Raw genomic sequence first — 13,964 nt, 5'->3', positions numbered from 1 at the left:
AAAAAGGGCCGTAAGGCCCCTTTTTTACAGCTCAAAGCTGTGAACACTGCACCAGTTCTGAAAACTTTCCGGCCCTGACTTATAGGGATCAGGAAATGCCATCTGCAGATCCTTCCGGTCCCTGTAGACCAGGCGCTCCGGACGACTGATGCGAACACCGTTTTCATATGTGCCGTAATACCAGTATCTGGGAGGCACTTCGGCAGGCTGCTGCTGCTGGATAGCCTCACGATACCACCGCAACAGTTCGAACAGGGCGATACTTTCACTCCCGTACCGCTCCAGCATGACCTCACCCGCCGTATCCACTTTCGTGAAGTGGAAAAAGCGCAAAGGCGCATCGGCTGCAAAGATCTGACCATTGCTGTCGATACGGATCGGTCTGTGGCTCAGATTCCAGCTTGCCACATTATATCCGGGATCCCGTAGAATCGCCGGATTCTCGAAGAACGCGGGAATCAGGTCGCACCATTTCTGATCCGTGAAAAGACCGTTTTCCGGATCATCACGGCAGTAGACCAGAAGTCTGTCACGCCACCATCGGGCAATACGCCTGCCTTCCGGGACATTGGCGATCGCCATGAAACCGAGATTGTAGATTCCGTGCTTGAGAGAACCGATCTCGTTATCGACAATACCCTGCGGATGAACTTCAGGTTCGAGCTGATGCGGCGTCAGCACGACCGGATGATCTTTCAGAAGTTCCACGACATGGGTCAACGGATTGAAAAGGGCAATATCGGGATCGATGTAAACGACGCTGTCGGCATCCGGCTTTTCCAGAAGACGGCAGAGCATCTTGCCTTTCACAGCCGTGGAGAGCTCGACAATATCATGTCTGAACATCCAGGCTGGTAGGTCAGGAATTCCCAGCTCCGTGACAGGAACAACCTCGTCAAACAGGTCACGATCCGCTTCCGGGTCAAACCCCGGGGGCGCTACGTCACACAGACACAGGCAGAAAACCCAGTCCGGATGATGTTCCCGGACGGTTTTTGCCAGAACCCGGACGCGGCCAAGATAGGAATAGGTAGCGCTGGTGAAGCAGTAAACGGTCATTGCGCAGTCTCCGGAACGAGATACGCAAATGTGCAGGGACGGATCTCGAGGGTCCCCGTCGTTCTCCTGGATTTTTCCACCAGCGACCTTAATCTGTCTGTTTCAAACACTGATTTCAGTTCTTGATCATCATCGGCAACATATCCGATCTTCTCTTTTGACGAATTCAGAAGATCTTCGACATTGCCGCTGCCCTTTGGTGCGATCAGAAAAGCACCGGCGGCAATGGCTTCATAGGCCGTGAAGCAGAATGTTTCGGGATAGAGCGACCAGTTTACGATGACATCGATTTCGTTACGCCGAATGCATTTCTGCATGGCGTCGCGGTCAGCCTGCGTTACGGTTGCAGGCAATGAGGTGACATTCACGGCATCCTGCTCTGTCGAGCCAAGATAGAAAAAGTCATACCGCTGATCCCCAAGGAACTGCGCTGCCAGTTCCCGGTAGACATCCCATCCCTTGTAAAAGACCGGTGTTCCAATGAAGCCGATCTTCAGCGTATCAGGAATGCGCTTCTCAAACGGGACCTTCGCCGTGATGAAAGCATGCTCCTGAACAGAGGCCTTTGTGACAGGCAGATCTGTTTTCTTCTGCCAGAACTTCAGCGTATATCGCGACGGCGCAATGACTTCAGGACGAAGTGCTTCGAAAAGCGCTTTGATCCTTGGCAGATGCGTCTGTCTTTCTTCACCATACGCGCAGATATGGCATGCCGGCGATGTCGGCACCGGGGCATTGCAGAAAGCAATGTCATTTCTCATCAACGCATAGGACGGGCAGATCGTGAAGAAATCATGCAGCCAGAAGATGCTTTTCTCCGCCTGCATTTCCTGCGCGATGACAGGCACGCATTCCGGCATGACGCCCATCAGATGGTGAATGATCAGGTGCCGGTGCGGATAATGACCATGCTGTCGCGCCAGAACCTTCAGAAGCGTATCGACAGTCACACGACCAACATACTGGCCGTTCACTGACGCAACAAATTCTCCATGATGGAGAGCCGCCAGTGTGGAAATGGCACGCGACGGGAACAGGTGGAGATAAGTCCAGTCCTGTGCGGCGAAAGACTGGGCCTCGTCACGGACGCAGTTCTGAACGCCTCCTGGCACCTTGCGATAGTCATCATGGCTGATTGAGACTATCAGTCCGGCATTCTGGCTTCTGTTATTGCGATCCCTTTTCAGAAAGGATGCCAGATACCATTCGTCGACAGCCTTTTCACGCTCTGGAAGCTGCCAGAAGGGCTTCCGGTCCTGAACGGCGCGACAGTGACGCAGAACTGCCCGTTCCTTCGCATGGGGCTGAAGACTGCGCCGAATTTCCGTTGCCGCATGCAGCCGGTAGTGCAGAAGCGGATTGATGCCGGCTTCGGCGACGTCCGGGTTTGCCCAGAAATAATAGCTGACATCGAACTGTGAGCTGGGGTCACGTCCTTCCTGCCACCCCGTTGTCATGAAGTGCCGGAAAAGATCGTCGTCACTGCCTTTGATGTCGGGATTGCGGCGTCGATAGAATTCCGGATCGAAATCAGCGGCCACGACATCCATGCTTCGTGCCAGCGTATCATCCTGCAGCAGGACGGGGATGTCATCCAGCCCTTCCAACACGGGGAGACCTGCACGCCCTTCCGCGCGACCCGATGTAAGATAGTGCTCCAGCGGATTGAGCGAAGCCGTCCCGACGTCAGGATTGCTCTCCAGATAGAACTGCGTATCGAACTCGGCAGAAGGATTATATCCCCGGTGCCAACCCACCGTCATGAAATGCGTGAAGGCATCCTGATCGGCCGGAATATGTCCCGCATACTGCTCGCGATAATATTTCTCATCAAAGAATGCTCTCAGGATATCATCATCGAGCGGAGAATCCGCGATATCCTGCGGCAGTTCGGAAAGTGGCTTCCGCCCCTCACTCCGCCCGGTCACGACAAAGTGTTCGAGCGGATTGAGATCGGCCTCAACAACGTCAGGATTGGCCTGCAGATAGAACTGCGTGTCAAACGCCGGAGACGGGTTACGCCCCTCTCTCCAGCCGACCGTCATGAAATGCTCAAGAGGATCGATCCCTGAATCTCGAACATCCGGATTGTTTTCCAGATACCAGCAGGCATCAAACATGTCTGTAAGGAGAGGCAACTGGCATCCGATCTATGAGTTGGAGGGGACAGGGAGTGGCTGACAGGCTTGTCCGAATATGTATATTTAACATCTAACCGAATCAAGAATTCATATGACCAGAACTCCGTTTTCCCACATCATTGATACCGACACACGTTACGGGAAACTAAAAGCTCCTGATCTAGAGCATGATCTAATAGGGCGTTTTCTTGATTATTATGGGGAATGGGCCTTTAACGAGGTCAGGTTCTGCGCATCTCTTCTTGAAGATGGTGCACGGGTTCTTGATATTGGCGCCTTCATCGGCACGTTCGGTCTGGGTGTTGCCTCCCTGCGCCGCCTGTCATCTCTGTGTGCAGTGGAAGGGAATCCGGAGCTTGTTCCCTTCCTGAACGCAAACGTCGCCCTCGCATCACATCACCCCGAAACCACGGTGATCAACGCCATTGTGGCTCCGAAGAACTATGAGGTTCATGGCCATTATGGTCAGGAAGAGAACCTCGGCTCGACTTCTTTCGTATATGACGAAGCCACTGCGGATATCCCGGATGATGTTCCGGCAAAGGCCACACTGACCCTTACAGAGCTCCGGGAAGAGAATGGCCCTTTCGATCTGATCAAGATCGACGCTGAGGGAATGGAATACGCCATTCTCAAGGATGACCAGAATTTTGTCGCCACCGGAAACTCTTTGATTTGGATCGAGTGCAATGAGGAAATATCATCCCTCGACTGCGCCGATCTCCTTCTTGGCCTCGGGCTTCAGCTCCATTACTTTGCATTTCCAGCCCATAATCTTGAAAACCATCGCGGGCAGACGGCGCCGCTTATGCCATGGGCATATGAAGCCGGTCTTCTGGCCAGCCGGAACCAGTCCATCCCGGAACTGGATGAGACGCTGTCCCGCAATCTCTGCATCCTGAAAAAAATCAGCACCCGTGAGGAGCTTCGTCGCGCCCTGTGGGAGACACCCCGATGGGCTCCTGAAGAATGGCCGATGACGGCCAAGTCAAGCCATCTGGCCGCCATGGCAAGTCGGCAGGTTCTGAAACAGTCCTACGAAACCTTCCTCAATGACGAAACGGGATCGGGTGACGGCAAGTCCGGAGCGTCTTTCCAAAAGCCATCAGGGCAGAATCCTCAACTTTCCGATGTGCAGCAGAACCGGCTGGAAAAAGCAGAAGAAAGTCTGGAATTTGCCAGAACACTGGCTCTGGAGCGTCTGGAAGAACTCCAGAAGGCAGATCTCCATACCCAGGAGCTGGAAGCAGCCTTAAAGGAAGCCAGAGACCTGCTGCATGAGGCCCGCGAGACGGAGGCTGACATTCGGCGTCAGCTGGAACAGACCCAGGAAGGACTGCGTCAGGCGCAGGAACTGGCTTATGAGCGTCTCAATGCTCTGGAGCAGGCCGAGCAGATGCGGGAGGAAGCGTCCCAGACAGAGCTCGCCCTTCGACAGCGGCTCGAACAGACCGAGGAAGGTCTGCATCAGGCACAGGAACTCGCTTACGAACGTCTGAGTGCATTGGAACTGGCCGATGAACATCGCGAGGAGGCAGCCCGGACCGAGCTGGATCTCCGGAAGCGCCTTGCGCAGACGGAAGCAGGGCTTGCAGAAGCGCAGAAACTTGCCTTCGAGCGTCTGGATGCCCTGAACCAGATGACGAAATGAAGATCTTCCGCACCAGCGGCGCTTTGGAATACTGAGCGCCGGAAGACATTTCCGACACTGGAGTTTCCGGGGCAGATAGAGAAAATCATCCTTTTCATGCATCTGAGTGAAGCCTGACACGTTCATGCTCCCAACGTTGGTCCGCAAGTTGCCTTTCGGGGCAACAGTTCCGACCAGACGCATGAAAGGTATTGAACATGTCCATCAGCATGACCCGTCGTGGCCTTACTCTGGCAGCCGTCCTTTTCGGAGCCGGTCTTGCCGTAACGCCTCTGCAGGCCGCCGATACGCTCGGCACCCCGGTCGGACACATAACGCTTTCCGCACGCTCCGCTGATGTCGGTGTCGGTTACACCTGGGGCGATGGTACCCTGACCTATGGCCACCGCACCTACCACTTCAAGGTAACGGGCGGGAACATCGCCGCTGTCGGTTACTCCGCCCTGAAGGCTGAAGGCACCGTCTACAACCTGAATCACCTGCATGATTTTGACGGTAGCTACGGCTCCCTCGCTGGCGAAGCAACTCTGAACAAGGGTCTGGGCGGTGCGGTGCTGTCCAACAGCAATGGCGTACGCATCAAGATCGACAGTTCAACGGAAGGTGCACGTCTGGCTGCTGGTGCGCAGGGCCTGACCTTTACGCTGAGCAAGTAATCTGATGTCCTCCGGTCGTAATCCCTTTTCAGGGGTTGCGGCCACAGGCCGGACATCCCCCCGCATGCCCTGCCTCTTCCGTCGGTTTTCTGCGGGGGTATGGAGCATGACAGATCATGGATACCAATATTCTTGTTCTCTCCTTCACCGAGCAGAGCAAGGCATTCCAGGCCTTTTCCGAACTGCGTGAACGGGCTGCGGATCAGAAGCTGGTTGTCATCAACGAGGCTGTCGTTGAGCGTGGTACGACCGGCAACATCACCATTCATGACAACTGGGCCAACGGATCTTCCGGGGAGCAGGTTCTGAACGGAACGCTTTTGGGGTCCCTTGTCGGGCTGCTGCTGGGGCCGCTGGGTGTGCTTCTCGGGGCGTCCATGGGCGCGCTGGTAGGATCGAGCCTGTCGGTTGAGGATGCGGCGATCCGCAGCAGCCTTCTGGCGCAGATTGCGTCCGTCATTCCTGTAGGCACCACGGCCGTGATTGCGACCGTTCAGGAATATGTGCCGCAGGTCGTGGATGATCTGGCCGCGTCGCTGGGGGCTTCACTGGTGCTGCGTCGCCCGATCGAGGCCGTGGAGCGTGAGGTTCTGGCCCAGCAGAAGGCTCAGGCTGCTGCTGCAGCGGAGGCCGAGCGGGTTCTCGTGCAGCAGCATTCGACCGAATGGCACGAGCGCATGGGCGAGTGGCAGAAGCAGGTCTCGACCAGCCTTCATAATCTGAAAAACAAGATCACGGGCGGCTGAAACTGGGTCGCTCTTTATCTGAGCCATGATGCGGGCCATTGCGACGAACACCGTTGCGATGGCCCGTTTTTCATAAGGTTGCCTGTCCACTGGGACAGACGCGCGTTTTCCTAGAGCGCGGTCGGGCGGTCCATGGTCTTGCGCAGTGGATACAGCGCCAGTTCCTCGATTGTTGCGCCAGTATTGGTGGCCTGAAGGCCCAGCGTCGTCAGCGGATTGGCCGGAAAGACCAGGGCGGTGGCGACAGAGAGGCCGTCATTGGCGAAAAGTTCCAGTGCGCAGGCATCGAGCACCAGACGCAGGGAGAAGCGGCGGCTGTTGGCGATCAGGGGCGTGGAAAAGCGCTCCGTGAAGAAGGGCTGGGAGAAACCATGCAGGTCGCCGCGGTCCAGCCAGAGCTGGCTTGAGAAGGCGTCAAAGCCGATGGAGAGGGACTCTCCCTGCCCGTTCGAAAACACGATGACGAAGCGGCCTGCGCGGCCCTGTTCGCCATCCGGCTGGGGATTGCTGCGTTCGTCAACGGTGACGGTCAGGAGCAATTCGATGGCGGTGCCGGTGGGGAGGGCAACCTGCACACCACTCTGGGCCGCGATACGATCCACTTTGAAGGGGATCTTCTCGCCCCGGAAGGCTTCGAGCCCGTAGGGGCGCTGGACCAGACGCAGCCAGTTCATTTCATCCCGGCGCAGGGACATGCGGCGCGGCAGCGTCATGAGGCCGCGCCAGCTCCGGTTGGGGACTTCCTCGCAGTACTGCCAGTTGCCGAACCAGGCGAAATAGACCGCCTTGTTGTCCGGCATGCTGTCATAGACCTGCATGGCGTAGCTGTCCTTGGCGAAGTCCGTCAGGCCAATCACGGTGTTGTCGGGCGTGAAGCGTTCGCCATCGAAATCGCCCACGAAATACTGCGTGACGCTGCCGCCCAGCGGGCCGCCCGGATTAACGGAGACGAACAGGACCCAGCGGCTGCCTTTCTCCTCACCCTCGATGTCGAGCTCGATCAGATTGGGGCATTCGTAGTCCACGCCGAACAGACCGGCGGGACCGAAGCTGCTGAGATGCATCCAGTGCAGCAGATCGATGGAGCCGTAGAACAGCACCTTGTGGGCGCGCGCGCTGACCACGACCATGATCCATTTGCCGCTGGCCTCATGCCAGAAGACCTTGGGATCGCGGAAGGAATTGACGCCGATATTCAGGATCGGGTTGTGGTCGTAGTCGATGTAATGCTGGCCGCCATCGGGGCTCCAGGCGATGTACTGCGTCTGACTCTGCGGCGTGGCACGCGTGTAGATCGCGACTAGTCCGCCGGGCATGGGCGAGAGCGCGGGCGGGGCAGCATGGGTTTCGGCACCGTTCGGAGGCGCATAGACCGAGCCGAACGGGGCGGACTCATTCGGGCCAAGCGCGGGCATCCGGTCGGGCGCGTAAGGTGTGTCGGATGTGGTTTTCCGCAGTTCCGGGGCGAGCGCCTGCACGGCGGCCTGCGTGGCCGTTGTGGCCGCCGGAGGAACAGCGGGGACATCCGGTTTGCGAGGCGGAAAAAGGCCTGAGACGTTGTTGCGGTCTAACACGACACAGCCGGTATAAGCCTCGCCCGCTGCCGTCTGGTCAATGGCAATGGGCTGATCCTGCCAGGTGTAGAGATCCGTGCTGGTGGCATGCCCCCAGTGAACACGTCCGGCATAAGGGGCGGTCGGGTCGTACTGGTAATAGAGATGGTAGGTCTGACCATCGAAGATCAGGCCGTTGGGGTCATTCATGAAGCCGGTGGGCGGCGAGAAATGAATGGAAGGGCGATAGAAATAATCGCTCTGCGTGCGGATGACAGGCTTGTTATTTGCGCCGGGCTGATCGGCGGGCTCGATATGCGCATTGCTCGGCTGATGACCGTGGGACGTGAGCGCCTCCTTTGGCGGCTCGTCAGCGGCACGTGCCCTGCCGGTCAGGCGCAGGGTTCCGGCGACGGTTCCCGCGGCAAGAAGGGACGTCAGGGCACGTCGGCGGCCCGGCGCTGGCAGGTCGTTCTGGTCTGTCATGAAGGACAGGATACATGAGATGCCCGTTTTCAGAAGACGGGACCGGCATGACATTGCATGTCCGGTCCGGATACGGACATAGTGCGGCATGAAGCGTCTCGACCCCTTTCTCCTCTCCCTGATCTGCGCAATCGTTCTGGCGTCTTTCCTGCCCTGTCGGGGGCAGATGGAGCACATCCTCCAGCATGTCGTGACGATCCTCATCACGTTCATGTTCTTCTTCCAGGGCGCGAAGCTCGAACGTCACGCCATCGTGGACAGCGTGAAGGACTGGAAGCTTCAGGGGAGCGTGCTGCTCTGCACGTTCGCACTGTTTCCACTGCTGGGGATCGGGCTGCATCTGCTGTTCCGGAGCGTCTTCCCGGACGCGCTATTTGGTGAGGAGCTGTGGTCGGGCATCCTGTTCCTGTGCTGCCTGCCGTCCACCGTGCAGTCTTCCATCGCGCTGACCTCCATCGCGAAAGGCAATGTTCCGGCGGCGATCTGTGCGGCGACGGTTTCCAACATCGCGGGCATTGCGCTCACGCCGCTGCTGACGGGCGTGGTGCTCGGGCATGTGGGGGCCGGACATTCGCCACTGGAATCCGTGCTGGATGTAGGCAAGGAGCTTCTACTGCCATTCGCGCTGGGACAGATCCTACAAAAATGGGTCGGGCCGATCGTCCGGAAACACAAGATCCTGATTTCGTTCACCGATCGCGGGTCCATCATCGTGGTGGTCTATACGGCGTTCAGTTCGGCCGTGGTGGAAGGGATCTGGCACCGGGTTTCGGGCGCGCATCTGCTGGAAGTGGCGCTTCTCGACAGTTTCATGCTGGCGCTGGTTCTGGTGCTGTCGCATCTGATGGGCGACGGGCTGGGGCAGACGACGGAGAACAAGATCGCGCTTCAGTTCTGCGGCTCGAAGAAATCGCTGGCGTCAGGCGTGCCGATGGCGAGCGTGATTTTCCCGGCGGCATCAGTCGGCATCATCGTGCTGCCACTGATGATCTATCACCAGATCCAGCTCTTCACCTGCACGCTGCTGGCCCGGCGTTATGGGCGTCGCGCACTCGATACCAGCGACCAGGGCACGGCAACCTCGCCGCAGCGTCGCACCGCCACGCCGTAAACCTCGGCGAACAGGGCGTCCGTCAACACCTTGGCGGGCGTGCCGATACTGACGAGGCGCCCCTGCGACAGGACCGCGATACGGGTACAGAAACGGGCCGCGAGCGCCAGATCATGCAGGACGACGGCGACGGCCTGACCCTGCGTGGCGTACTGGCCAAACAGGTCCATGACCGTCAGCGCCTGTGCCGGATCGAGGGCCGCGACGGGTTCGTCCGCCAGCAAGATCGGGGCCTGAACCGCCAGCGCGCGGGCGAGCAGGACGCGGGCACGTTCGCCGCCTGAGAGACGGGCGGAAGAGCGGTCAGCGAATGCGCTCATCCCCACCGCATCGAGAGCCTGCTGCACGGCTGTTTCATTCTGTTCCGCCGAAGCCGTGCGGCGATGAGGCAAGCGTCCGAGCATTGCGACATCCCGCACGCTCATGCCGATGGCAGCGGGCGCTTCCTGCGGGAGATAGGCCAGATGTCGCCCGCGCTCTTCGGGCGGCATGGTGAACAGGTCCTGCCCGTCCAGCAGGACGCGGCCGGTCTCGGGGCGGAGCAGTCCGGCCATGATGCGCAGGAGCGTGCTCTTGCCCGCACCGTTGGGGCCGATCAGGCCAAGAACTTCGCCGGGGCGGACGTCGAGTGCGATATCATTGAGCAGTCTGTTGCCCTGAAGGGTCAGGCTGATCGTGTCTGTCTGGAGGATCATGGCGCGCTCCTCATACCGGCCGTCCGCGCAGACGCCAGACCTGCCAGAAGAAGACCGGCGTTCCGATCAGGGACGTCACCACACCGAGTTGCAGTTCGGCGCCGCTGACGGGCAGGCGCACGAACAGGTCGGCGGCCAGCAGGAGCGCCGCGCCACCAAGTGCGGAGGGCAGCAGGAGGCGCGACGGGCGGGCTCCGGCGAGCGGACGCAGCAGATGCGGCATAACGAGGCCAACAAACCCGATCCCGCCTGCAACAGCGACGCCGCTGCCGACGGCGAGCGCCGTTCCGAGCACAACGCGCCACTGTACCGCGCGCAGGGGAAAGCCCATCGTCTGGGCGACGTCTTCGCCGAGGGTCAGGGCGTCGAGGGAGCGTCCGGTGCTGAACAGCAGGACCGAGCCGATCAGAAGGCCCGGCGTGGCAATCAGCACGTCATGCAAGCTGGCGCGGGACAGGGAGCCCATGAGCCAGTGCATGATTTCGTAGGATGCATAGGGGCTTGGCACGAGGTTGAGCGTCAGGGCCAGAAGCGCGGCACTCATGGAGCCCAGCGCCGCACCGGCCAGCACCAGAACGAGCGTGCCGCCCCGGGTCAGGGCCAGAAGCAGGAGTGTGGCGAGCCCGGCGCCGGACAGAGCCGCCAGTGGGAGCGCGGGCGCCCAGACTGCCGAGAGGCCAGTATAAAAAACCAGAACGGCCCCGAGTGCGCCACAGCCCGAAATACCGAGCACGCCCGGATCGGCGAGCGGATTGCGGACCAGTCCCTGAAGTGCTGCGCCAGACAGGCCGAGCGTTCCGCCGATCAGCAGAGCCAGGATCATGCGCGGCAGGCGGATCTGGCCGATGATGGTTGCGGCGATCGTCTCGCGGCCATGCAGCATGTCGGACAGGCCTTGCATAACACCGATCCCCGCCGGGCCTGCAGCCAGTGACAGGATGGCGAGAGCCAGAACCAGCGCACTCAGTACGGCAACGGTCAGAGTGTAGCGGCTCATGGCGAGGGCTCCGTGCCAGTCAGACGGTCATGCGCGGCGATCAGGGCGGTCAGCGCATCGAGAGTGTCGGGTGTGCCGCACATCGTCAGGCGACCGGGAAGCGCCAGAAGATGCGCGCCCGTGAAGCGGTCCCGCAGGGCGGGATGATGCACGACATCTTCCGCCAGAGACGCGCCTTCGGAAATCATGCCCGTTACCAGAAGATCCGGTGGATAGGCGATCAGTGTTTCCAACGCGATGGTGCCGTTCGGGCTTTCGAATGCGGACAGGCGGAATCCGGCGCGTTTCAGAAGATCGGAAATCAGGCCGCCCTCTTCTCCCGCGAGGTTCGCGCCGATGACCGTGGCCGTCAGGATCCTGTCCGGATGGGCGGAATGAAGGCTTTCCAGACGGTCCGCGAAAGCGCGGATCATGTCGTCGCCGCGTGCGTCCTCACCGATGGCGTGGGCGACGGTGAGGATCTGCGTGGGAATATCCGCCAGTGATGCAATGGAGGGAAGCTGGACGAACGGGACGTGCAGGGCGTTGGTCACGAGCGGGACGGTCGGGCGGTGCCATGTTCCGTCCAGCACGACGTCCGGATGGGTGGCAACGAGGTTTTCGCCGTCAGGACGCTGGACGGGATAAGTCGCTGCGATCTCGCAGCGGACGGATTCCGCGCAGTCCGTGGCCAGTGGGCTGAGACCAAGGATGTGGGACGGGTCTGCCAGTTCGAGCAACAGTTCGTCCGTGCACAGGTTCAGGGAAACGATACGGGTACGCACCGGACCGGCAGAGGCCGATCCGGCGAGCCAACCCGACAGCAGCAGGACTGCCATCGGGGCTGAAAGGACGTGAAGGAACGCCTTAAAGGCCAAACGTCACACCGCCGTAGAAAGACCGGCCCGGCTGGAGATAGCCGACCGGGTTTTCATAATAGCGGTTCCCCAGATTGTCGCCACGCGCGAACAGGGTCAGGAACTTCGCCAGCTTGTATTCCGCAGCGATGTTCACCGTGACGTAGTCATGACCAATCGTGTTCATGGACGTGTAACGGTCGAGATCGTGCCAGCCGCTGACATAAAGCAGGCTCGGCATGATGCTCAGGCGTTTGGTCGGCGTCCAGATGACGCTGGCCGTGGCCTTGTGGCGGGGACGGCGCACGAGGGCCGCACCCGTGCTGCGATCCGACGCATCTGTCCAGGTATAGGTGCCGCGCAGATCCACGCTTTTGATGATGCGGTAATCGACGAAGGCTTCCACACCGTGCGTCTGGGCACGGGCGACGTTCACATAGGTATAGTTGTAGCCCGACAGCGCCGTGTTGATGAGGTTGCGGACATGGTTGCCGTAATAATCGGCGCCGAAGGTCAACTTGCCGTCCAGAAGACGCTCTTCAAATCCGGCATCAAAACCCAGAAGGCGCTCGGCCCGCAGGTTCGGATTGGCCAGGAAGTAATAGGCCGGGTAGCTGACGAAGAGCTGGTTCAGGGACGGGCCGTGGAAGCCAGAACCGCCGCTGGCCTTCAACGTCAGGCCCGTTCCGGGGATTTTCACGGCCGGGGCGACACGCCAGGTCACGTAATTGCCGTAACGGGAATTGTTGTCGTAGCGGATATTGGCCGAGCCGAAGAGAATGTCGTGCCAGTGACCCTCAAGCTGTCCCCAGGCGGCATGCGTCGTGGTCTGGGCGGAGACGGGGGTCAGAATACGCTCGCGGATGTAATCATAGCCAACGAGGAAGGAGCCGTTATGGCCGAGATGGGTCAGGCCCTGCCAGTCCACTTTCAGGCGGTCACCGCGGTTGGAGGCGATTTCCGGATCGCCAGCCGTGATGTCATGGCGGCGATAGGTGATGTACCCAACGCCCAGCGTCTGCTCGAACACGCCCTTGAAGGATTTCAGGTGAGCGGTGCCGCGCAGGATGGCCTGTTTGAGATCGCTCTCATTCTGCTGGGCTGACGGCAACGCCGGGTAGGAGCTGTAATCGTCGGCGACGTATTCGTAATCCGCCTGCGTCAGATGGGCCGTAAAACCGAGATCGAAATTATCCGTCACGTCATAGCCAAGACGCACATTGGCCGTACGGTTGTCGTTGCGGTTGGACGCGACGTCATGGTCGTGAACCTGTGCCCGGATGGCTTTTGGCACGGCCTGATAGTCGCCGACATGGTTATGCGAGACTTCGACCATGTAGTGGAAACGGTGCAGCGAGCCCGAGAACCCCGCCGTCTGGTTCTTGGTGGAATAGCTGCCACCTTCAAGACGGACGAAGCCGTGCAGTGGTCCCTGCCCCTGCTTAGTCGTCATGTCGATGACGCCGCCCATCGCATCCGCACCATAAAGACCGCTCTGCGGACCGCGCAGAATTTCCACGCGGGCCAGACCGTCGGTGAGGAACTGTGCCGTATCGAATGCCCCGGCCGGCGTGGAGGGATCGTTGATGTCCATCCCGTCCAGCCGCACCTTCACTTCATTCGAATTGACGCCGCGCATGAAGATCGAACCCGTGCCACCAGGACCGCCCGTGCGCACCATGTTCAGGCCCGGCTCACGCGCCAGAAGGTCCGCAAGGTCGCGCCGCTGCAGCAGTTCAATGTCACGCTGGGTCACAACCGTAACCTGCGAGCCGACCTTGCTGAGGTCCTGCGGGATGCGGTTTGCCGTTACGGTGACAGTCTCGGGGATAGTGGATGTCACGGCTTCGGGGGTGCCCTGCGGGGCACTGGTGGCTGTCTTCGGAGGAGCGGCCTGTGGTGCCTTGGGCTTCTGCGGCGGAGCCGGTTCCTGGGCCGGGGCGGATGCCAGCGCGGGAACGGCGACAAGCATGCTCGTCGCAAAGAGAAGGCAGGAAATACGGGGCATGGTGATGGCAGTGTCTCGTCGTTCT

10 protein-coding genes and 1 pseudogene are annotated in these 13,964 nt (G+C 59.9%); 4 read left to right on the top strand and 7 right to left on the bottom strand.

Annotated features, from left to right (window positions below):
• Positions 1 to 24: 24 nt before the first annotated feature.
• Together GRO01_RS08215 and GRO01_RS08210 are read right to left on the bottom strand one after the other, a co-directional pair.
• Positions 25 to 1,059, bottom strand: a complete 1,035-nt coding sequence (locus GRO01_RS08215; protein WP_062510827.1) for a hypothetical protein — start codon at positions 1,057 to 1,059, stop codon at positions 25 to 27.
• Entirely contained in the window at positions 1,056 to 3,197 is a 2,142-nt protein-coding gene (locus GRO01_RS08210) for a glycosyltransferase family protein (protein WP_141306945.1), read from the bottom strand. The genes GRO01_RS08215 and GRO01_RS08210 overlap by 4 nt, the downstream gene beginning before the upstream one ends.
• A gap of 94 nt (positions 3,198 to 3,291) precedes the next feature.
• Here GRO01_RS08210 and GRO01_RS08205 point away from each other — a divergent pair, with 94 nt between their 5' ends.
• The 3 genes from GRO01_RS08205 (at position 3,292) to GRO01_RS08195 (ending at position 6,253) form a co-directional block, all read left to right on the top strand.
• Positions 3,292 to 4,851 carry an FkbM family methyltransferase gene (locus GRO01_RS08205; RefSeq protein WP_062510823.1) on the top strand — a complete coding sequence of 520 codons (1,560 nt, stop codon included), beginning with the start codon at positions 3,292 to 3,294 and terminating at the stop codon, positions 4,849 to 4,851.
• Positions 4,852 to 5,048: 197 nt separating this feature from the next.
• Positions 5,049 to 5,507: a hypothetical protein gene (locus GRO01_RS08200; RefSeq protein WP_083541412.1), complete on the top strand. Its 459-nt coding sequence runs from the start codon at positions 5,049 to 5,051 to the stop codon at positions 5,505 to 5,507.
• A gap of 116 nt (positions 5,508 to 5,623) precedes the next feature.
• Positions 5,624 to 6,253, top strand: a complete 630-nt coding sequence (locus tag GRO01_RS08195) for a DUF1269 domain-containing protein (RefSeq protein WP_062510821.1) — start codon at positions 5,624 to 5,626, stop codon at positions 6,251 to 6,253.
• Positions 6,254 to 6,363: 110 nt separating this feature from the next.
• Here GRO01_RS08195 and GRO01_RS08190 read toward each other — a convergent pair whose 3' ends face one another.
• A complete protein-coding gene (locus GRO01_RS08190; RefSeq protein WP_231490410.1) occupies positions 6,364 to 8,346 on the bottom strand; it encodes a glycoside hydrolase family 32 protein in 1,983 nt (660 codons plus the stop codon).
• A 34-nt stretch (positions 8,347 to 8,380) separates the two neighbouring features.
• On the opposite strand from GRO01_RS08190, the gene GRO01_RS08185 reads away from it, so the two are divergent.
• Positions 8,381 to 9,403 (top strand): bile acid:sodium symporter family protein, encoded by a 1,023-nt coding sequence (locus tag GRO01_RS08185; RefSeq protein WP_062510820.1) that lies wholly within the window; start codon positions 8,381 to 8,383, stop codon positions 9,401 to 9,403.
• Here the strand turns inward: GRO01_RS08185 and GRO01_RS08180 are convergent.
• From GRO01_RS08180 to GRO01_RS08165, 4 genes and pseudogenes are all read right to left on the bottom strand, one after another.
• Positions 9,328 to 10,035 (bottom strand): annotated as a pseudogene (locus GRO01_RS08180) (ABC transporter ATP-binding protein); the annotation flags it as partial. The gene GRO01_RS08185 and the pseudogene GRO01_RS08180 overlap by 76 nt on opposite strands.
• A 73-nt stretch (positions 10,036 to 10,108) precedes the next feature.
• A complete protein-coding gene (locus tag GRO01_RS08175; protein ID WP_062510816.1) occupies positions 10,109 to 11,095 on the bottom strand; it encodes a FecCD family ABC transporter permease in 987 nt (328 codons plus the stop codon).
• Positions 11,092 to 11,913 (bottom strand): ABC transporter substrate-binding protein, encoded by an 822-nt coding sequence (locus GRO01_RS08170; RefSeq protein WP_062510814.1) that lies wholly within the window; start codon positions 11,911 to 11,913, stop codon positions 11,092 to 11,094. Before GRO01_RS08170 ends, GRO01_RS08175 begins: the two co-directional genes overlap by 4 nt.
• A 28-nt stretch (positions 11,914 to 11,941) precedes the next feature.
• Complete coding sequence (locus GRO01_RS08165) at positions 11,942 to 13,939, bottom strand: TonB-dependent receptor plug domain-containing protein (protein WP_083541411.1); 1,998 nt, start codon at positions 13,937 to 13,939, stop codon at positions 11,942 to 11,944.
• Between the last annotated feature and the right edge of the window lie 25 nt (positions 13,940 to 13,964).

The sequence above is a fragment of the Gluconobacter roseus NBRC 3990 genome (assembly GCF_006538885.1).
Taxonomy (GTDB): Bacteria; Pseudomonadota; Alphaproteobacteria; order Acetobacterales; family Acetobacteraceae; genus Gluconobacter; species Gluconobacter roseus.
Note: the sequence above shows the minus strand (reverse complement) of the source record. Positions and strands in the feature narration are given on the sequence as shown.

Excerpts from the sequence above, each read along its gene's own strand:
- GRO01_RS08165 (WP_083541411.1), bottom strand. The coding sequence starts at position 13,939 with ATGCCCCGTATTTCCTGCCTTCTCTTTGCGACGAGCATGCTTGTCGCC.
- GRO01_RS08205 (WP_062510823.1), top strand. The coding sequence starts at position 3,292 with ATGACCAGAACTCCGTTTTCCCACATCATTGATACCGACACACGTTAC.
- GRO01_RS08195 (WP_062510821.1), top strand. The coding sequence starts at position 5,624 with ATGGATACCAATATTCTTGTTCTCTCCTTCACCGAGCAGAGCAAGGCA.
- GRO01_RS08215 (WP_062510827.1), bottom strand. The coding sequence starts at position 1,059 with ATGACCGTTTACTGCTTCACCAGCGCTACCTATTCCTATCTTGGCCGC.
- GRO01_RS08190 (WP_231490410.1), bottom strand. The coding sequence starts at position 8,346 with ATGTCATGCCGGTCCCGTCTTCTGAAAACGGGCATCTCATGTATCCTG.
- GRO01_RS08170 (WP_062510814.1), bottom strand. The coding sequence starts at position 11,913 with ATGGCAGTCCTGCTGCTGTCGGGTTGGCTCGCCGGATCGGCCTCTGCC.
- GRO01_RS08200 (WP_083541412.1), top strand. The coding sequence starts at position 5,049 with ATGTCCATCAGCATGACCCGTCGTGGCCTTACTCTGGCAGCCGTCCTT.
- GRO01_RS08175 (WP_062510816.1), bottom strand. The coding sequence starts at position 11,095 with ATGAGCCGCTACACTCTGACCGTTGCCGTACTGAGTGCGCTGGTTCTG.
- GRO01_RS08185 (WP_062510820.1), top strand. The coding sequence starts at position 8,381 with ATGAAGCGTCTCGACCCCTTTCTCCTCTCCCTGATCTGCGCAATCGTT.